Genomic DNA, 19,794 nt, shown 5'->3' with positions numbered 1-19,794 from the left:
GACCACTAGATCGATACGTCGCGTTTCTTGAATACGAACCAGCTTAGAAGTGTCAGTACAGCGATGTATGCAAGCAACACGGCGATGGAAAAGTTCAGCGTCATTTCGGGTCTAGCCGGTAGGTGGAAAATGTACAGGCTTATGTCGCTGTTGGCAAAAGGAAGGAACTTTAACCATTTCATTTTTGCTGTCGCTTCAATCATGGAATTGCCCACGATCATAATAAACAACGAGATTCCCAGCGCCAGGGCACTGTTGCGCAGAACCGTGGATACTGCGAAAGCCAGGGTGACGTAGCCCATGACAGGGAAAATACTTAAGCCGTACATTTTTATGATCTGCATTAAAACATTCAACTGTACAACTTGTCCCTGCTGGTTCAAAAATAAATCAGTCATGTGGATGTTGCCCCATCCATAAAACAAAGCATTTGCGGCATTACCGCATATTACCAGGAGCGTCAGCATAACGATGGCAAACAGAGACACCGCGATATATTTGGAAAACAGAATTTTAGCGCGGCTGTGCGGGCGGATCAGCAAGAGTTTCATCGTTCCGGTCGTATATTCCCCGGCTACCATATCCGCAGCAATGATGATTGCGAAAACGATGACCATTTCAATTAAGCCGGAAAAAGTGAGCAACGCTGACCACGGATTATCAGAGGGGCCCGGGAAGTCGTTTTCCAAGCGATACTTCGCAATCTTCAACTTGTTTTCAGCATCGGCACGTAACGTAGGAGATAACTCCGTAATTTTCAAACGTTCTTCATACTGCTGGACGAGTTGTGTTGTTTCAGCCCGCCAATCCTGGAAATTCGTGTTGTTGATTTTACCTAAGATCGAAGAGCCTATAGTGATGGCAAACAGTAATATCAAAAGAATCCATGTCAATTTCCGGCTATATATTTTCATGCTTTCGTTGGCAACCAATCCGATCATTTTTTCTCCTCCGTTATCTCCAAAAATTTATCTTCCAAGGTCTGCTCTTGCACTTGAATGCTGTATACCTGAATACCCGCCTGCAAGAGGAGCTTATTGACGGTTGGTATTTCATCTCGGTTCAACGGAATCAACAACTGCCCCCGCTGTCCAGCCGGCAAAGCTGTCTTATTTAAAGTGGCTAACAGACTTTTTGCCTGTTCGATTTGGGAAGGCTCAACGGTGACGCAAACATGAGAACTTCCGCTATTATGGACAAAGTCTCGTATGCTTTGAATACGGACCAGCCTTCCCTTTTGCAGAACACCCACTCGATCACACATTAATTCCATTTCGGACAGTAAATGGCTTGAAACGAAAACAGCAACGCCTTCTTCATGAGCAAGTCTCTTTAAGTAGTTGCGCAATTCGTGAATCCCGGCGGGATCAAGCCCGTTCGTCGGCTCATCCAATATAAGAAGAGACGGGCGGTGCAGAAGGGCTTGAGCAATTCCCAGCCGTTGCCTCATGCCAAGGGAATAGGTCTTCACTTTGTCGTAAATCTTGTCCTTTAGTCCAACGATTTCTACAATTTCTTCAATACGGGCTTTGGTTACGCCGGGAATCATCCGTGCATAATGCTTTAAATTTTGATCCCCTGTCATATATTTGTACAAATCCGGATTCTCAACAATTGCTCCTACATTCCGAATCGCCTTGTTGAAGTCTTTGGTAATACTGTGTCCCTTAATGAGAATATCTCCCCGATTGATCTTGATCAAACCTACCATCATGCGAATGGTGGTCGTTTTCCCCGCCCCGTTGGGGCCTAAGAAACCAAATACCTCTCCGGCCGGAATATCGAACGACAGATCGTCCACGATTGTCTTTTTTCCGATTCTTTTCGTTGCGTGCCGAAGCTGTACTACCGGTGCCTGATTCATAAATTCATTTCCTTTCTATCGTGTTTAAAACCCTTTCCTGCGATTTCAAGCAAATTATAAAAAGCAAAAGTAAACGGAAGGTAAATGGGGAACAAACATGTCACAAACTTTGCAATTAGCGGGATGGCATTTGGACAAGCAAAACGAACCCGAAATCCGTGGATCCTTATTGGGGCTTGCAATCGGCGATAGGCCAAAGGATTCCGCTTTTTACCATGAACGACTCCGCACCGATACGGGCCCGGATCTTCGAGTTGCTGACGAAGTTGCCTTAATCATAGGAGCAACACCATGAAACAGATCGACGAAGCTAGATCCAACCTGGATTCATTTTCTTTTCTCTCCGTACAGGCACGCCTAGGCCTCCGCCCACATACAATGAAATGACCCAAAATGAAGCGAGGTTGTATTCATTGTGATGTGAATCAGCAGGAGGTGTCATCTTTGCCCGGATTGTTTACCGCAATTGCTTTGTTCATTAAACAGCTGACTTTGCTCGTATCGTATGTGAAAAATAATGCGTTTCCGCAGCCCCTGACCGAGGAGGAGGAAACGAAGCATCTGCAACGCATGGCGGAAGGGGACGCGGTGTCCCGCAATATTCTGATCGAGCATAACTTGCGGCTGGTGGCGCATATCGTGAAGAAATTCGATAACACCGGCGAAGATCTGGAGGACCTGATCTCCATCGGTACGATTGGCTTGATTAAGGCGATCGAGAGTTTTCGGCCGAATAAAGGGACGAAGCTGGCGACCTTTGCGGCCCGCTGCATCGAGAACGAGATCCTCATGCATCTGAGATCGCTGAAGAAAACGCGCAAGGACGTATCGCTGCATGATCCGATCGGAACGGATAAGGAAGGCAATGAAATTACCTTGATCGATATTTTGGGGACGGAAGCGGACGATGTGGTGGACCGGGTTCAGCTCAAGATGGAGAAGAGCAAAATCTATCGGAACCTGGACATTCTGGACGCGCGGGAGCAGGAAGTGATCAAGGGGCGGTTTGGCCTGGAGCATGGGGGAGAAGAACGGACCCAGCGCGAAATCGCCAAGGAGCTCGGCATCAGCCGGAGTTATGTGTCGCGAATCGAGAAAAGAGCGCTCATGAAGTTGTATCATGAGTTTTATAAGAAGAAATAACAAGATTGAATTAAATTCCTAAGCAGGATCGAGCATGGCTCGGTCCTGCTTATTTTAGCTATACACGGATCAGATTTTTCCTGATAACGATCATCCTAACACAGTCAAACTTATGAAATTATGATACAATGGCGTCGTTGATTGCGGGCAGCAGGAGCATCTATTAAATGATTAGGACGGACCCTATGAAGAGATATTTTCATCAATTAGATTCAAAGAGACTGATGATCATGGTTTTCGGCAATATATTTTTGGGGATGGGGATTAGCATTTTTAAGCTGTCCGGCATGGGCAACGATCCCTTCAGTGGCATGGTGATGGCACTCGCGGAGTCTATCGGTATCGCATATGCCCATTTTCTAATCCTACTTAACCTGATATTGTTTATAATCGAATGGATCATGGGTCGAAAATTTATCGGAGCGGGGACCTTCGTAAATGCAATTCTTCTGGGCTACATCGTCACTTTCTTTCACAGTACCTGGCTACAACTGTTCGGCGAACCTCAGCTTTTGTGGCAGCGGGTGGTCGTAGTGGCGATTGGTGTGGTCGTATGCAGTTTGGGGGTATCCCTGTATCAGACATCGAATGTGGGAATAGCTCCCTATGACAGTCTGTCCTTGATTATGAAAAACCGCTTCCCGAAAATCTCTTATTTTTGGCATCGTATGTTTACGGATGCACTTTGTGCATTGATCTGCTTCCTGGCAGGAGGCGTGATCGGTTTGGGAACTCTCGTTTCCGCCTTAGGTCTTGGCCCCATCATCCATTTTTTTGACGTGAAATTTACGAAGAAGCTTTTGGCTTAGACGGGATATTTTCCGCTAAAGCACCCGCCGACTGTATAGTCTGGCGGGTGTTTTGTGTTATTTATTCTTCGGAGTTATTGACGTTACCCGTTTTCGATGTTATATTGTGCATACACGATATGCACAATTTTTTTGAGGAGGTACCGCATGCTGGCGTTAGATATTCGAAACCTAAATAAGAAATACCCGAGCTTTGAGCTCAAGGATGTTTCGTTTCAGTTGGAGAAGGGGTACATCATGGGCTTTATCGGGGTCAACGGGGCGGGGAAAACCACCACGATCAAATCGATTTTGAATATGACTCATATCGATAGCGGCGAGGTTCATATTCTGGGGCGAAACATGAACGACCACGAGCTTGAATTGAAACAGGACATCGGATTCACCTTCGGCGGCATCGATTTTTACACGCGCAGTAAAATCAAGATGTTGACCGAAACCATCAAGAAGTTCTATCGGAATTGGGACGATGAAACGTATTCCTACTATTTGCGGAGATTCAAATTGGATGAAAATAAGAAGATCGCCGATCTGTCGACGGGGATGAAGGTCAAATACAGCCTTGCTCTTGCCTTGTCCCACGGGGCAAAGCTCCTGATCCTCGACGAGCCGACAAGCGGGCTTGATCCAGCCTCGCGAGACGATCTGCTGGACATTTTTCAGGAGTTGATCGTTGACGGCGAAGTCAGCATTCTTTTCTCCACGCATATTACCTCCGACTTGGAGAAGTGTGCGGATTACATTACTTTTATTTCAGGTGGGCAAATTATTCTTAGTTGCGAGAAGGAAGAATTCAAGGAATCTTATTTCTTGTTGAACGGTTCCGCGAGCGAATTGGACCGGGTGAAGGACCAGATGATCGCTTATAAGACGAATTCGTTTGGGTTTACGGGATTGATTCACGCAAGCGACTTCGATCCGTCCTGCGGCATAAAATCCGCTACGCCAAGCCTCGAGGATATTTTGATTTATTATACGAAGAAGGGGGAGCAAATCCATGGTTAACTTGATTAAGAAAGACATCAAGCTGGGCGTACATCCCCTGTTCTTGATCATGCCTCTGTTGACTGGCGCTTTAATGTTCATTCCCGGCTGGATCTATTTCATTGTTATCCTGTATTTCTGCTGGATCACCGTACCGAATATGTTTAACCAATTTCGATCGCAAAATGATTTGATGTTTACCTCGATGATGCCTGTCACGAAACGGGACATCGTGAAAGCGCGGGTATTCGTGGTCGCTGGATTGGAACTGATGCATATTGTGGTGGCCTTGATCTTTGGGATGATTTCCTCGCGCATCTATCCGGACTTGACCTACATTTTCTTTCCGCCCAATTTGGGTTTCTTCGGTTTGTGTTTTGCCATGCTGGCGATTTTTAACCTCGTCTTTATTCCGATGTATTACAAGACGGCTTACAAGTTCGGCATGGCGCTGCTCGGGTCCACCGTGGCGGCAACGCTGTTCGCCGGGATCACCCAGTGGGTCGGGATTCAGAACGGGGCGATGAACCGCATTTTCTATGGTACGGAAGCGAATAGCGTGGCGCTTCAAGCCTATATTTTGATCGCGGGAATCTTAATCTTCCTAGCACTTACCGCTGTTGCATACCGGATGGCGGTCAAACGCTTCCTTCAAGTGGAGATCCAATGAACGTAGCGATTTCGAACACTTCGGAGAAACCGATTTATCAGCAGCTGTTTGAGCAAATCAGCGCTCAAATTTTGAAGGGCGAGCTGGAGAGCGGCTACAGTTTACCGCCGATCCGGCAAGCCGCCCATGAGCTGCGGGTCAGCGTCATCACCGTCAAGAAGGCATGGGAAGAACTCGAACGGCGTGGTTTGATCCATACCGTCACCGGCAAAGGCTGCTTTGTGGCCGAATTCTCGCTTGACGAGATGCTGCGTATCCGAAATGAAATGGTTACAGAACAAATGGCAGGCGAGGTGTCCTTTTACAAGTCCTTTGGTCTCACCTTAGATGAAGTGATAGAAGTGTTGAAAAAGGTATATTAACGCTCGGTCCAAAGCCGATGACCATGTAGTGATGCGGGACGTTACGCGGATTCGATCGTGGTTTTGAGAAGAGACCTGCCTCATCGCGGACAGGTCTCCTCGTCATTGCCGTATTCTTAAAAGAACCGATAGAGGCGAACCCCATGCGGCGGCACGGTGGTCAGCAGCGTGCTTGCCGCAAGCTCGGCCGATGCTCCGCTCCATAGCTCGGTGCCTTCGGTGGCACCTGTCAGGCCGATCTGCTCAAGGGCCAGTTCCAACGGAAGCGGGATCTCGCCGATGTTGAATACGGCCGCATAGCGGGAGCCTTCGGCGTCTTCGGCCGTCCAGACGAAAAGATCCCCCTTACGCAAGGCTTCCTTGGCTCCACGGCTCTCCCGGTGCATGCGCAGAACTTCGCGGTTGGTGAGCAGCGACAGCGTCCAGTCGTCGCAGTCCCGCAATTCTCCGCCGAAGATGAGCGGCGAGCGGAAGATGCTCCAGAGCGACATCATCGTTAGCTGCTCGTCGCGCGTGAATCGGGTCCAGCGGTCCGCCCCCCCGCCATCCACCGAGCGAATGCCGATGTGGCCGAGCGGCAGCATGTCGCAGTCCGGCCATGAACCTGCTTGCGGGACGCCCTGCCATGCCCGGCAACGGTCGAACATATCCAGCAGGAGCGGCCACTGGTCCCAGAAGTCGTCCGTGACGCGCCACATGTTGGCATGCTCGGCGAAGAACGCCGAGTATGCCACCGGAGCGGGCCCGGGGGACAGGCTTAGCACCATGGGCCGGCCGCAGCGTTCGATCGCTTTGGAGATCAGGGCGATCTCCGGCTGATGGGTGTCGTACAGCCTGGAAGCCGCGATGTCGTCCACCTTCACCAGATCGACGCCCCACGCTGCGTACAGTTTAAAGAGCGAATCGTAATAGGCTTGCGCCCCCTCCTTTGAAGCATCCACGCCGTACATATCCGTATTCCATGGACAGATGGAGTTCGTATGCGCAATGTCGCGTGCCGTCGCGGCCGTCCCCAGAATCGGAGCGGCGGCGTGAACGGCCTGCCGCGGAATGCCGCGCATGATATGAATCCCGAATCTTAGTCCAAGGCTGTGTACATAATCGGCTAACGGCTTGAAACCAAGGCCGCCGGCTGCAGAAGGAAACCGGTTCTCGGCAGGCATAAGCCGGGAATAGTCATCCATCACGAGCGGCACAAACGGCCGGTACTGAGAGGAATTCGCGTAGGGCTCGTACCATTGGATATCGACGGTAATGTAGCTCCAGCCGAATGCTTTGAGATGCTTCGCCATGTATTCCGCATTGCCCCGAATCTCGTCTTCCGTTACAGCCGCGCCGTAGCAGTCCCAACTGTTCCAGCCGAGCGGCGGAGCAGGCGCTGCAAGCTTATGATCCATTTTAAAGCTCCTTTACTGCTTAATTATTGCTCTTACTGTGTTCATCATAATAAAGGAGATTAGCAATATCTATAGTAATCTTGGGAGTCTGATAGTAAAATATTGCGGTTAATCAAAGAATAGCTTGCGATAAGCAAGGCTTTCGTCCCCGCTCCGGAATTCTCCCGGCGTAAGCCCCGTCAAGCCGCGAAACGCTTTGATAAAATAACTTCCGCTGGAGTAGCCGATCCGTTCGGCGATGGCCTCAATGCTAAGGCCGGTTCCCCGAAGCAGTTCCATGGCTTTTTCGGTACGGACGCGGGTCAAGTAAGCGCCGGGCGTCAGACCCGTGCTGGCGGAAAACCGGCGGATCAAGTGGTATTTGGACAGGGAGACATGCTCGGAAAGCTGATCGATACTGATCATCCGCGAATAGTTGAGCTCTATAAATTCGGCTGCGCGCCTGATGTTCTCCGGCCAGTTCTCTCTGTCACGCCGCGTTGTTACTTTCATTCTGGCCAGTTCCGTCACGAACTGATAGATGCAAGACGACGCGATCAGGGGATCGGAGATGCGGCCTGCGCCCGCATCGACCACCATCATTCGCGACAGCCGGACTGGCGCGGAGTCTGCGGGAAGATGAGGAACTTCCCCGGCTTCACGCAGGAATTTGCGCCAAAGGGGCAGAACCAGATTGGGCCGGAACAGCAGGAACAGGAATTCCCAAGGCTCTTTGGATTCCGCGGGGTAATAATAGCGATGGGGCCCGGGAATTTCGGCGAGAAAAGCCTGTCCGGCGGCGACGCGGTAAGTGCGGTCCCCCGACTCAAATACGCCTTCGCCGGAAATGGTGTACTGGAACAGCAGCAAAGGCCCGTCTGTCCGCTCCAATCCGTCCCAACGATAAGAAGAGCTGGTGATCGAATCATAGCCGACCGCAAATAACACGCACAGCTGAAGCTCCTTATCTTCGGCGAACCGAAAGCCGTAGGTGCCTCTGGGGATGTCCATAAATATCCTCCTCGTGGTGAAGATAAAAAAAGTGAAGTATCACAATTATTGATATTCGATTAAGCTTAATCGTAAATGGTAAGCCTGAAACTGAGTAAACTGCGTTTCTGAATTACGAAAAGTACGACCGGATTGAGGGGAACTTTGGAAACTCCGGCTAGTTTAAACGGCAGACTGTTGCCTCATACAAATGTTCAAATGAAAATAAGGTTAGCTAAATCAATATTATTGATTTAAACAGGACACTAAAATATAATGCTTGTAAGCGATAACAATTGCATGCCTACACCATCCTTATTGAAATGTACCTATCAATTTTTTTAATAATCTTAACTCCTCATTAGATATGTGATTAATTTTTACACCTTGTCTATTTAATTATACTAGCCGCAAATTAAGGGAGAAAAATGAAAAATTCATTTTACAGGAAAATATTCGTATCATTTTTATTGGTGATATTACTTTACACCGTGATCATAGCTGTTTCTTTTTTGCAAAATGCTTATGAGCAACAAAAATTGAACCTTGAGACCAATGTCAAGTTTTCTATTGAAAAGAAGACTCATGAAATAGATAATCAATTGTTGGCCGCAAATAATGCGATCAGGTTGGCAGCAGATCAAAATAGCGTACATTCATTTGCTACAAGCAACACAGAGGAATTTGCGATCTACACCAGTATTTATAATGATCTTATACTCAATCCATATTTCCTGAATTATAATTCGCAATACACGATTGCTTTGACTAAAGGATTTGGCAACAAAGTTATAAGCACCAATGGCTATTTTGACTTTTATGATTATATTGATTTTATGCACCTAGGGAGCAGCATAAATGATATCAAGAATTTTTTTGCCAATGCTGACCAGGAAGAAGTTGCAGTAATCCAGTCAGACAAAAGAGTTGCTTTAACCCGATTTATGAATGCGAAAAATGGAGCATACCCGATTGTATTTTTAGTTACCTGGGATAAAAATAGCTTGGTAAGCGACAGCATCTATGGAGATGCGGGAACATTCACTATAGTAGATGCAAAGTTTTTGCAAAAGCAATTGGCGGTTAAAGATTCGTCGTACAATTTATTGGCTTCTGCTGAAGGAGATTCAAAACAAAATATTGCTGTGTTAACGAAAAATGCTGTCACCCATTTCATTGCTAAATCTTCAGTAGTTCCAAATGTTTACTATGAATATTCAATCAATTTGAATAAAGTATTCACGTTTCCAACCCAACTGATATTATCTTTAGCAGGTTATTTTATCCTTCTAATTTGTATTGGTTCATTCTTGCTCATTGTTCTCAGCAAAAGAAACTATCGGCCGTATGAGCAAATCTTGAATGAAGTTCAACGGATTGGCGGAGAAACCAATGCGGAAAATGTAGAGACGGTTTTGAACAAGATTCATCATCTGATTAATGAGAATCAAGCGCTCATTCAATTTCAGGAAGATGTCACGCAGGAAGTGAAAGAGCTTTTCTTGAAAAATATTTTGTTTGACAACTACTCCAAAAAAGAAATATCGAAATTTCTGGAAATTCTTGATTTAAAAGATGTGATTGAATCGGGGATTATTGTTATTTTTACTTTTAATGGATTAGCAGATATTGAAGAGAATATGAATATTAGTGAAAAAATTGTTTTTCGTAAAAATTTTTTGCAAAAATGCTTCAAAGATTATAAGGTGGTGCATCGTTGTCTGATCCTTGATTTAAATGTGAATCGATATGCGTTGATGTTGCCGGTTGTCGTTGATGATCATTTAATCAACGTTTTGGAATTTTGTATTGAAAAGGCTAATACTGATTTAAGGGTAAAGTCCTCATACGTCATGTCTATACCCTTCTATTCCATTCAAGATATTTCCCGGGTATTCTCTGATGCATACTATCATTCCAGTCATTTTGACCAGGATGACGAGTGGGTCGCTTTGGCTGAGCCATATGATGATTTTCAATATAAAGTGGAAATCGAGCAAATGCTCCTCCAGCATATTAGTAAATCCAATTTTAATGAGGCAAAGAAAATATTGAATGATATATTGGATAGCAATTTGCACAAAAAACAGATCAATCTTGCTTTAACCAAAGATATCAAGCTTCAATTGATTAATACACTTCGACGAGCGATTCAAAATTCAGGCTTGAGCTACCAGCATTTTATGAATGATTATCGCAGTGAAATTGCAAATTTTCAAAAGGAGACAAACCCTGAAAAAGTTGGCAAGCAACTTATTTCTTTATATGAATCGATGTTTGCCTATATATCCGCAGAGAAGCTGACGGAGAAGAGCCTGAATGAGCGGATTATCAAATATATCGACAATAACCATTTGCGTGACCTTTCACTCAGGGAAGTAGCGGCACACTTTAATTTATCGGAATCTTATCTAAGTAAAATCATTAAAGAGTATTTAGGCGTTTCTTATAAAAACTACTTAAATCAGCTGAAAATTAATGAAGCTATGAGACTGCTGAAAACAAATCATTACAAAATTATTGAGGTGGCTGAAAAAGTAGGATATACAAATGTAAATACATTTATCAGAATCTTCAAGCAAATCGAAGGCATTACGCCTGGCAAGTATTTGCAAAACCTTAACGAGTAATGGCCGATGCATTTCTGGATCGAACTTCTTACGTGCTCCGTGAGTAACGGACGTAAGGAGTTTTTTTCTTTTTGTCTTCATGCCGCATATTCATTTTTTGCGATTATCTCGATAATTTTCCTCGTCACTTTAGGGCTAAATAATACTGCACAATATGGCGATTGTTCAAATGTAATGACACTGTTACGATTAAAACGTTTACAAAATTCGACAAATCATATTAACGGAGGGGATTTTATGCTTAAGAAAAGAGTAGGCTTACTTGCAGGCTTATTATCGGTGTCAATGATTTTAGCGGTAAGCACGGGATGCGGCAGTTCAAAAGAGAACGCTGCTGCGACCGAAGGCAAGAGTGAAGTGAAGATTGCCTGGAGGTTCTCGGGAGAGAACGACATTACTAGTAAGTATTTGGAGCAGGACTTTATTCCGGAATTTGAGAAGGCAAATCCCAATATTAAAATTACACTCTCACCTATAACAGCAAGCGAGGGCGATTATTATTCAAAAATAGCGTTATCGATGCAATCGGCGGATACGACACCTGATATTATCGCAGAGGATACGTTCATGTTGAATGCCGATGCCAATGCGGGGTATTTAACGGAGCTGAGCGATTACGTGGAGGATTGGGCAGAGTGGAGTAATTATACGGAAAATTTGAAGGTAGGCTCTACAGCGCAGGATGGGAAGCTGTATGCCATTCCGGGCAGTTCTGATTCGCGCGGATTATGGTATAACAAGAATTTATTCCAAAAAGCAGGCTTACCAACAGAGTGGGCGCCTAGAACATGGCAGGAAATTCTGGATGCAGCAGAAAAAATTAAGGAAACTTCACCTAATGCTATACCGCTTGCTTTAACGGTAGCTAAAGCAAATGGGGAAGCTGTCTCCATGCAGACCTTTGAAATGCTGCTTTATGGTACTAATGATACTTTATATGATAGCGCGACAGAAAAATGGAATGTTAACTCTCAGGGGATTTTGGATTCATTAGGCTTTATTGATCAGGTTTACAATAAGAAAAAATTGGGACCGCCCTTGTCCATCGCCATTAACAGTAATTTTGGCTCTGTGATGTTTCAAGACAAATTTGTTAAGGATGAAGCCGGCATTATTCTGGATGGCTTCTGGAATAGTTCAAACTGGAAGGCCAATGGTCCTGTACCTGTAGAAAATATGACAAGACGCTTTGGTTTTGCTGCGATGCCAACGCAAAATGGACAAGAGCCAGGCACGGTTACGATGTCAGGGGGATGGACCTGGGCCATTCCTGCAAAATCGAAAAATAAAGAGGCAGCCTGGACGGTTATTAAAGCGCTGGGCGGTGAAGAGCAGCAAGCAAAACGAGCGATTGCAGATGGGAATTTGACGGTTCGGCAAGATTCTGCGGAGAATGTGGATTATAAATCGCAACCGTTCATTAAAGAGGCAACTTTATTTTTGGTAAATGCTTATTTCAGACCAGCTAATGATAAATATCCGAATGTATCCGTTGAAATTCAAAATATGGTAGAGGCCGTAGCGACGGGCAGCAAAACACCGGCAGATGCAGTTAAAGACTATGCTAAAAATGTAACGAGAATTGTTGGAGAGGAAAATGTAGCTAAGTAACCTTTTGGCATAAGGTGATCGCAAAATAACCGGGAGCAGTCTGGATATCGCCGCTTATTTTCCCAACTTTGGAGGTAAGCGGTGATATTCACTCTTTTCTGAAAGGCGGATTTATATGGAATATACGGATTCAAGGAGCAATGTGAAGCGGAAGCGTTTATCCGATACCAGCAAATCGATTTTCTTCTTGTTACCTTCCTGGATATTACTCTTGATTTTCTTTATTGGTCCCATGTTGCTAACGTTCTTTTTTTCTTTTACGAATTTATCCTTAACAGGGGCTGCGGCCAGACAATTGCAGTTTGTCGGGTTCGAGAATTTTTCAAGAATGTTTGAGGACCCGGATTTTAGAATAGGTGTTTGGAACACTATCGTCTTTGTGTTTTTTTCAGCTATCGCCGGCCAATGTCTTCTAGGATTTTTAGTTGCTTTTATGATGAAGGAGAAGAATATAACGTTTCGCCGAATTGTCGGGTTGATTATTATTGCCGCATGGGTTACTCCAGAAGTCGTCGTATCTTTTTGCTGGGTAGCTTTTCTTAGCGACAATGGAACGGCTAACCTGCTGGTTGGACTTCTGGGCATTAAACCTGTTGCCTGGCTGTTTTCATTTCCGATGGTCAGTGTCATCATTGCGAATGTGTGGAGAGGGACGGCATTTTCGATGATGGTGTTCCAATCCGCCTTGGACGAGATTCCCAAAGAAGTGGAAGAGGCGGCCGTTATGGATGGCGCAACAAGATGGAATACCGTGACTCGCATTACGATTCCGATGGTCAAAGGAACGATTGCCACGAATTTAATGCTGGTTACGCTTGCTACGCTTGGTGTGTTTACTTTGATCTATACGATGACCGGCGGCGGCCCCGGCGTGCAAACGACGACATTGCCGATCTTTATGTTTAAGCAGGCATTTGTTAGCTATCAATTAGGATACGGTACAGCCATCTCACTTATATTATTGGCGATTGGCGCGATAGCTAGCTTGATCTATATGAAAATTCTGAGAACGAAAGTATAGGTGAAAGCAATGACACAAAAGGGTTTCAAGTTTGAAGCTATGATTCACTACGTTGTTCTATCCTTATTAGCCATACTGTTTTTGCTTCCTCTGCTTTGGATGTTTGTCGCTTCCATAGATCCGCATGCCATTCAGGCCATAAAGGTTCCGGAAAATTTGACGTTAAATAACTTCAAGTCCATTGTAACGGATCCCAAACTGATAAGATCATTCTGGATCGGGTTGTTGCTTTCGGGATGCCAAGCTGTATTGGTCGTTATTGTTTGCGTACTGGCTGCGTACCCTTTATCCCGGTATAATTTGAAATTTCGAAAATCCTTTATGACAACGATTTTGTTTATGACTTCATTACCTATGACAGCCGTAATTGTCCCGGTTTATCAATTGTTTTTGTATTTTAAATTCCAGGATTCGTTGATCGCCGTAACCTTATTTCTCACGGCCTCTTCTTTGCCCTATGGAATCTGGATGATCAAAAATTTTATGGATTCCGTTCCTCTAGATTTGGAGGAGTCTGCCTGGGTTGATGGGGCAACGGTGCTGCAAGGCGTAAAACGAATTGTGGCGCCTTTGATGCTCCCCGGCATATTCACCGTAGGCATATTCACCTTTACGGGAAGCTGGGGCAATTTCTTCGTGCCTTACATTTTAATCCAAACGCCAGAGAAAATGCCGGCCTCCGTAACCATTTTTCAATTTTTCGGCAGCTACGGAATGGTGAATTACGGTAGATTGGCGGCCTTTTCGATCATCTATTCCTTGCCTGTAGTCGTCCTATATGCGCTTTCGCAAAAGTTTATGTCCAAGGGATTCAGCATGGGGGGAGCGACAAAAGGATGAATGATCTATTTCTCATCGAGAAGAAGCTGAAGTCGCGAATTAAAGAGCTAAAAAGATATATTTATAAAAACTCAAAGCCAATTGAAAACTGGGTAGTGCTGGAGGACGAAAGTAAAAGCCAGAAATATCCGCCTATTGATTTATCCCAAGCGCAGCCGTTTCAAATTGGAGATACCTGGACAGGCAGAGATTATTATCTATGGATTCAAACGGAAGTAGAAGTGCCGGATAATTTCCAGAACGTATTTGTGTTTGATTTTGGCGAGAGCACCGAAGGGTCCACAGTAGGTTTTGAATCCCTCTTGTTCATAAATGGCGTGCCTTATCAAGGGGTGGATACTTATCATCAAGAAGTGTTTGTAGACCCGTGTTATTTCGGCCAAAAAATAAAGATTAGTGTGAAGCTGTGGTCAGGACTTGAAGGCGGCGGTCCGAAGCGAGAAAGGACACATGAATTCAAACGTGCGGATATCGTGGACATAGATAAAAATACGGAGGAGCTATACTACCTATCCAATACGGTATTGAACACGATCGAGCAGTTGGACGAAAATAATCCAATCAAGTACACGCTGAGAAATTTGCTTAATAAAGCATTTATGAAGATAAATTGGGATTTGCCAATCCATCAAGTTTTTTACGACAGTGTGGCTGTGACGAAGGCATGGCTGAATCAAGAGCTTGGCAAACTGGCCCAAAATGATCTTTACGAGATTGGCGTCATTGGTCATACCCATATTGATGTGGCCTGGCTTTGGAGGCTTAAGCATACCCGTGAAAAAGCGGCGCGCAGTTTTTCGACCGTTTTAAGATATATGGAGATGTATCCGGAGTATACTTTTTTACAAACGCAGCCGCAGCTCTATAAATATATCAAAGAAGACTATCCGGAAATCTATCGGCAAATCAAAGAACGAATTGCTGAAGGAAGATGGGAAGTGGATGGCGCCATGTGGCTGGAAGCGGATTGCAACATCCCGTCAGGCGAATCCTTAACCAGACAAATTTTATATGGTGCCAAATTTATTCATCAGGAATTCGGTAAGAAGATGAATTATTTATGGCTTCCCGATGTATTTGGATATTCGTGGGCATTACCCCAAATTCTCAAAAAGTGCGATATCCATACATTTATGACCACAAAGATCAGCTGGAATCAATACAATCGAATTCCGCACGATACATTTATGTGGAGAGGCATGGACGGGAGCGAAATATTGACGCATTTTATAACGACTCCTGTTGTTGGCGAGAACACGGACTGGGCGGAGGAATGGTATTCCACGTATAATGGCGGCCTTACTCCGGAAACCGTACTTGGGACCTATCAACGGTATCGCGATAAACATATGAATCGTGATTTATTGGTTGCTTATGGATTAGGAGATGGCGGCGGTGGAGTTACTAGGGAGATGCTGGAGAACAGAAGACAACTCGATAAAATCCCGGGACTTCCTCATGTGAAGCCAACGTTGGCTAAGCAATATTTCGATCAGCTTCACCATACGGTTGAAGCGACGGATCAATATGTGCACACCTGGGATGGCGAATTGTATCTGGAGTATCATAGAGGAACCTATACTTCCCAGGCTTATGTCAAAAAAATGAATAGAAAAACGGAATTGGCATTGCGGGAACTGGAATTTCTCTATTCCTTATATGAGCAGAACCATGCTGCCGATTATCCTGCGGAGCAACTATATGAAATATGGGAAGCTCTTCTGAGAAACCAGTTCCATGACATCATCCCCGGGACCTCTATTGAAGAAGTATATCAGGATTACAAAGAAGAAATGGAGCAAATCTGGCAGGTCATTGCTAGATTACGGCAAGAGCTTAGCAGTGATGGGGCAACCAAGTATCAGGTTGTCAACACGGCGGGATGGTTAAGAAACAGCATCATTGAAGTTCCGATCGCTGCAGAAGGGAATTTCTGCAATGAAGCCGGGACAGTGCTGCCTGCAGTACAAAAGGATGGGAAAACGCTAGTACTCATGAAAAATTGCTTGCCGCTCTCCAGTCAAACGATTCGGTTCACAGAAGAAAGAAGCGGTATAAAGGATGCGGTGGGAACGACACTGCATAATGGCATTGAGAGTAAGTTTTATACCATTCATTGGAATGACGACGGTCATCTCGTACGTATTTTCGACAAAGAGCATCAGTGCGAGGTACTGAGCGGTACGGGAAATGTTCTTCAACTGTTTGAGGATAAACCGCTTGATTATGATGCGTGGGATATCGATATTTTCTATCAGGAGAAGATGGAAGAGCTTGTCTTTGAACGGGCTGAGGTTGCGGATAATAATGCTTTATTTGTTGATGTGAGGTTCATTTGCAGGTTCAAGCACTCGGAAATTCAACAAGTCATGAGACTGTACAATCATACAAGAAGAATCGATTTTATTACGGACGTGGATTGGGGAGAGCATCAGCAACTGCTGAAAGTTAAATTTGACGTTGATGTGAGAAGCACCGAAGCGCGATATGACGTTCAATATGGAAATGTGACTCGTCCAACCCATTGGAATACGTCGTGGGACATGGCCAAATTTGAAACGGTCGGGCATCAATGGGCCGATTTATCCGAGTATGGTTATGGTGTGGCGCTGATGAATGACTGCAAATACGGGTATGACATCAAGAATAGAACCATGAGGTTGTCTTTGATCAAAAGCGGAATTCACCCTGATCCCAATGCGGATGCGGGAAAGCATCAATTCACTTATAGCCTGTATCCACATAAAGGGGATTATATTGAAGGAAGAGTTGTGGAAGAGGCTTGGGAAATAAACAGCGCAATGAACCCCATACGGACCGATGAGAAAATAACATTGCCGATCCGCATCGATTCCCGGCAGTCTATAGCGCTTGACGCCATCAAGAAAGCGGAAGACGGGAGGGGCTGGATTGTTAGAATCCATGATTTTACGGGAGGCAAGCAAAAGGTCTTGATTCATTTGAATGAGGACTACCGTTGGAATGAAGTAAATTTAGTCGAACGGGACCTTTCCGAGATAGCCGCCGGCAATATCGATATCGGCTTAAATCCTTATGAAATAAGAAGCTTTCGGATCGGGAGGATTTTATGATTACTAAAGAAAAATTAACGGCAGACCCCATATCTCCTTCAAGCTCGATTGTAGCAGGTAGAAACTATAGATTTACGATTCTGACCAGCCGTCTTTTTCGATTGGAATATAACAAAGACGGGAAATTTCAAGACTTGCCGACACAAGTCGTCATCAATCGGAATTTTCAAACGCCGGAGTTTACCGTATATGAGTCGGAGCAATCGCTGGAAATTACGACCGCAGAGCTTCACCTGATCTATGATAAGAAGGAGTTTTCTTCCAGCGGTTTATCGATTCATGTGATGGATACCCAAGGGAAGCATATGTCTCATTGGCGCTATGGACAAAAGTCCAAAAATTTAGGCGGAACTGCACGAACTTTAGATGATGTAAATGGACCGATAGCGATTGAAGATGGAATTATGTCTAAAGAAGGATACGCCGTTATGGATGATAGCGAGTCATTGTCTATCACTCCCGATAACTGGATTGAAACGAAAGACGAAGGAACGGTAGATTTTTATTTTTTCGGTTATGGCCGTGATTATTGGCAAGCCCTTAAAGACTTTTATCATTTGACGGGGCCCACTCCTTTATTGCCGCGTTATGCACTGGGAAACTGGTGGAGCCGCTATCATCCATACAGTGAAAGTGATTATAAGGAGTTAATGAACAAATTTAAAAATAAACAAATTCCTTTTTCCGTAGCCGTGATCGATATGGATTGGCATATTACCGACATCGATCCTAGGTATGGCAGTGGATGGACAGGCTATACATGGAACCGGGAATTGTTTCCGGAACCGGCGGAATTCATGAGTTGGCTGCATCGTCAAAATATGAAGGTGACTTTAAATGTTCATCCTGCGGACGGTATTCGTCCGAGTGAAGAAATGTACACGAAGATGGCGAAGGAGATGGACGTCAATCATGACCGTAATCCCATGATTGCCTTTGATCTTACGAATCCTGAATTCGTAAAGGCCTATTTCGCCATAGTCCACCACCCTAATGAAGAGGATGGCGTTGACTTTTGGTGGATCGACTGGCAGCAAGGAACGGATACGAAAATGAAAGGGCTGGACCCGCTGTGGATGTTGAATCACTACCATTATTATGATAACGCCAGAAACGGGAAAAGACCGCTGATTCTTTCCAGATACGCAGGATTGGGCAGTCATCGGTATCCGATCGGATTTTCGGGAGACACCCATGCAACCTGGGAGTCATTGGATTTTCAACCTTACTTTACGGTAACCGCTAGTAACGCAGGTTATGGCTGGTGGAGCCATGACATCGGCGGTCATATGCTGGGGATCAAAGATGACGAAATGGTGACTCGTTGGATTCAATTTGGCGTGTTCTCACCAGTGAACAGACTTCATAGCTCGGACAATCTCTTTTCCGGAAAAGAGCCCTGGAATTATGCGCAGCCTTATGAAGCAGCGATCGAATCTTTTTTGCGGTTGAGACATCGGCTCATCCCCTATCTATATTCCATGAATAAGAGATTGTATGAGGATGGAAAACCTTTAATGGCGCCGCTCTACTACGATCACCCGTGGGATGAGGATGCCTATAAATTTAAAAATGAATATTTATTTGGCACGGAAATGCTGGTTGCCCCAATCACAACTCCCATTCATAAAACGACTCAACTAGCGTCGGTTGCTGCCTGGATTCCCGAAGGAGAATGGATTGATTTCTTTACCGGGCAGATCTATTCGGGGAATACGCGCGCTGCATTCTATCGGGGAATTCACGAGATTCCGGTGCTGGTGAAAAAAGGCGGAATTATTCCTCTGGCTGATCTGGCGGATTATACGAATTCTGTTGAGAATCCGGAGAAACTGGAGTTAATGGTTTTTGCCGGAGCTACGAATTCTTTCTCGATGTGGGAGGATTGCAATGAAGAGAAATATCATCAAGGCAGCTGGTTGGCTACTAAGTTTACTTTGCTGTGGGAAGCAAAGCCCACATTTATTATTCATGCCGCAGAAGGAGACTTGAACGTATCACCTAGGCAAAGAGATTACAAGGTCAAAATGATCAATGTGCCCAGACAAAAGGTGAGGGTCTTGATAGATGGCAATGAGGTTTTATCAGATGTGAAATGGGACGATCAATGTATTGAGGTTTCTATTAGCAGTGTCATGAATACGCAATCGGTTCATATTGTGCTGGAGACGGCTGCCGTTGAACAAAAGAATAAATTGGCTCGAGTATACGATTTCTTGAACAAGGCGCAAATGGAATATGCATTAAAGCTCGAACTATATGAAATGATCAAGCAGGAGAACAGCTTCTCAAAAATAATGAGAGATTTGGAGAGCCGCCAACTGCCAACCGATGTTTTTGGGGCGTTGCTGGAACTCTTGGGTTCGGCAGAAGAGGGGAATGGGAATGACGGATAAACCCAG

Annotated in this window: 15 protein-coding genes; 11 read left to right on the top strand and 4 right to left on the bottom strand. The window is 45.0% G+C overall.

Features of this window, described 5'->3' with window-relative positions; all coding sequences use genetic code 11:
- Nucleotides 1–5: 5 nt before the first annotated feature.
- Together ACQ4N8_RS17270 and ACQ4N8_RS17265 are read right to left on the bottom strand one after the other, a co-directional pair.
- Nucleotides 6–941, bottom strand: a complete 936-nt coding sequence (locus tag ACQ4N8_RS17270) for an ABC transporter permease (RefSeq protein ID WP_430705593.1) — start codon at nt 939–941, stop codon at nt 6–8.
- Complete coding sequence (locus ACQ4N8_RS17265; protein ID WP_430705592.1) at nt 938–1,864, bottom strand: ABC transporter ATP-binding protein; 927 nt, start codon at nt 1,862–1,864, stop codon at nt 938–940. Before ACQ4N8_RS17265 ends, ACQ4N8_RS17270 begins: the two co-directional genes overlap by 4 nt.
- Before the next feature lie 444 nt (nt 1,865–2,308).
- On the opposite strand from ACQ4N8_RS17265, the gene sigK reads away from it, so the two are divergent.
- The 5 genes from sigK to ACQ4N8_RS17240 all read left to right on the top strand — a co-directional run bounded on the left by sigK (nt 2,309) and on the right by ACQ4N8_RS17240 (nt 5,832).
- The gene (gene sigK, locus ACQ4N8_RS17260; RefSeq protein WP_059044522.1) at nt 2,309–3,007 is read left to right on the top strand and encodes an RNA polymerase sporulation sigma factor SigK; all 699 of its coding nucleotides are present in this window, start codon (nt 2,309–2,311) and stop codon (nt 3,005–3,007) included.
- Nucleotides 3,008–3,174: 167 nt separating this feature from the next.
- Nucleotides 3,175–3,816, top strand: coding sequence for a YczE/YyaS/YitT family protein (locus tag ACQ4N8_RS17255; RefSeq protein WP_430705591.1), 642 nt, complete (start codon nt 3,175–3,177; stop codon nt 3,814–3,816).
- Between the two features lie 147 nt (nt 3,817–3,963).
- Nucleotides 3,964–4,821, top strand: a complete 858-nt coding sequence (locus ACQ4N8_RS17250) for an ABC transporter ATP-binding protein (RefSeq protein WP_430705590.1) — start codon at nt 3,964–3,966, stop codon at nt 4,819–4,821.
- Nucleotides 4,814–5,470, top strand: coding sequence for an ABC-2 transporter permease (locus tag ACQ4N8_RS17245; protein WP_430705589.1), 657 nt, complete (start codon nt 4,814–4,816; stop codon nt 5,468–5,470). Before ACQ4N8_RS17250 ends, ACQ4N8_RS17245 begins: the two co-directional genes overlap by 8 nt.
- Nucleotides 5,467–5,832 carry a GntR family transcriptional regulator gene (locus ACQ4N8_RS17240; protein WP_430705588.1) on the top strand — a complete coding sequence of 122 codons (366 nt, stop codon included), beginning with the start codon at nt 5,467–5,469 and terminating at the stop codon, nt 5,830–5,832. The genes ACQ4N8_RS17245 and ACQ4N8_RS17240 overlap by 4 nt, the downstream gene beginning before the upstream one ends.
- 116 nt (nt 5,833–5,948) lie before the next feature.
- On the opposite strand, the gene ACQ4N8_RS17235 is transcribed toward ACQ4N8_RS17240, so the two are convergent.
- Nucleotides 5,949–7,229: a glycoside hydrolase family 27 protein gene (locus ACQ4N8_RS17235; protein WP_430705587.1), complete on the bottom strand. Its 1,281-nt coding sequence runs from the start codon at nt 7,227–7,229 to the stop codon at nt 5,949–5,951.
- Between the two features lie 108 nt (nt 7,230–7,337).
- Nucleotides 7,338–8,219: a helix-turn-helix domain-containing protein gene (locus tag ACQ4N8_RS17230; RefSeq protein ID WP_430705586.1), complete on the bottom strand. Its 882-nt coding sequence runs from the start codon at nt 8,217–8,219 to the stop codon at nt 7,338–7,340.
- A 407-nt stretch (nt 8,220–8,626) separates the two neighbouring features.
- Here ACQ4N8_RS17230 and ACQ4N8_RS17225 point away from each other — a divergent pair, with 407 nt between their 5' ends.
- The 6 genes from ACQ4N8_RS17225 to ACQ4N8_RS17200 all read left to right on the top strand — a co-directional run bounded on the left by ACQ4N8_RS17225 (nt 8,627) and on the right by ACQ4N8_RS17200 (nt 19,788).
- On the top strand, nt 8,627–10,828 hold the full coding sequence (locus ACQ4N8_RS17225) for a helix-turn-helix transcriptional regulator (protein WP_430705585.1): 2,202 nt from the start codon (nt 8,627–8,629) through the stop codon (nt 10,826–10,828).
- Nucleotides 10,829–11,065: 237 nt separating this feature from the next.
- Complete coding sequence (locus tag ACQ4N8_RS17220; RefSeq protein WP_430705584.1) at nt 11,066–12,439, top strand: extracellular solute-binding protein; 1,374 nt, start codon at nt 11,066–11,068, stop codon at nt 12,437–12,439.
- A gap of 115 nt (nt 12,440–12,554) precedes the next feature.
- Entirely contained in the window at nt 12,555–13,460 is a 906-nt protein-coding gene (locus tag ACQ4N8_RS17215; RefSeq protein WP_430705583.1) for a carbohydrate ABC transporter permease, read from the top strand.
- Nucleotides 13,461–13,469: 9 nt separating this feature from the next.
- Nucleotides 13,470–14,300: a carbohydrate ABC transporter permease gene (locus tag ACQ4N8_RS17210; RefSeq protein ID WP_430705582.1), complete on the top strand. Its 831-nt coding sequence runs from the start codon at nt 13,470–13,472 to the stop codon at nt 14,298–14,300.
- Entirely contained in the window at nt 14,297–17,392 is a 3,096-nt protein-coding gene (locus tag ACQ4N8_RS17205; protein WP_430705581.1) for an alpha-mannosidase, read from the top strand. Before ACQ4N8_RS17210 ends, ACQ4N8_RS17205 begins: the two co-directional genes overlap by 4 nt.
- Nucleotides 17,389–19,788 (top strand): TIM-barrel domain-containing protein, encoded by a 2,400-nt coding sequence (locus ACQ4N8_RS17200; RefSeq protein WP_430705580.1) that lies wholly within the window; start codon nt 17,389–17,391, stop codon nt 19,786–19,788. Before ACQ4N8_RS17205 ends, ACQ4N8_RS17200 begins: the two co-directional genes overlap by 4 nt.
- Nucleotides 19,789–19,794: the final 6 nt, after the last annotated feature.

The sequence above is a fragment of the Paenibacillus macerans genome (assembly GCF_050565405.1).
Classification (GTDB): Bacteria; Bacillota; Bacilli; order Paenibacillales; family Paenibacillaceae; genus Fontibacillus; species Fontibacillus macerans_B.
Note: the sequence above shows the minus strand (reverse complement) of the source record. Positions and strands in the feature narration are given on the sequence as shown.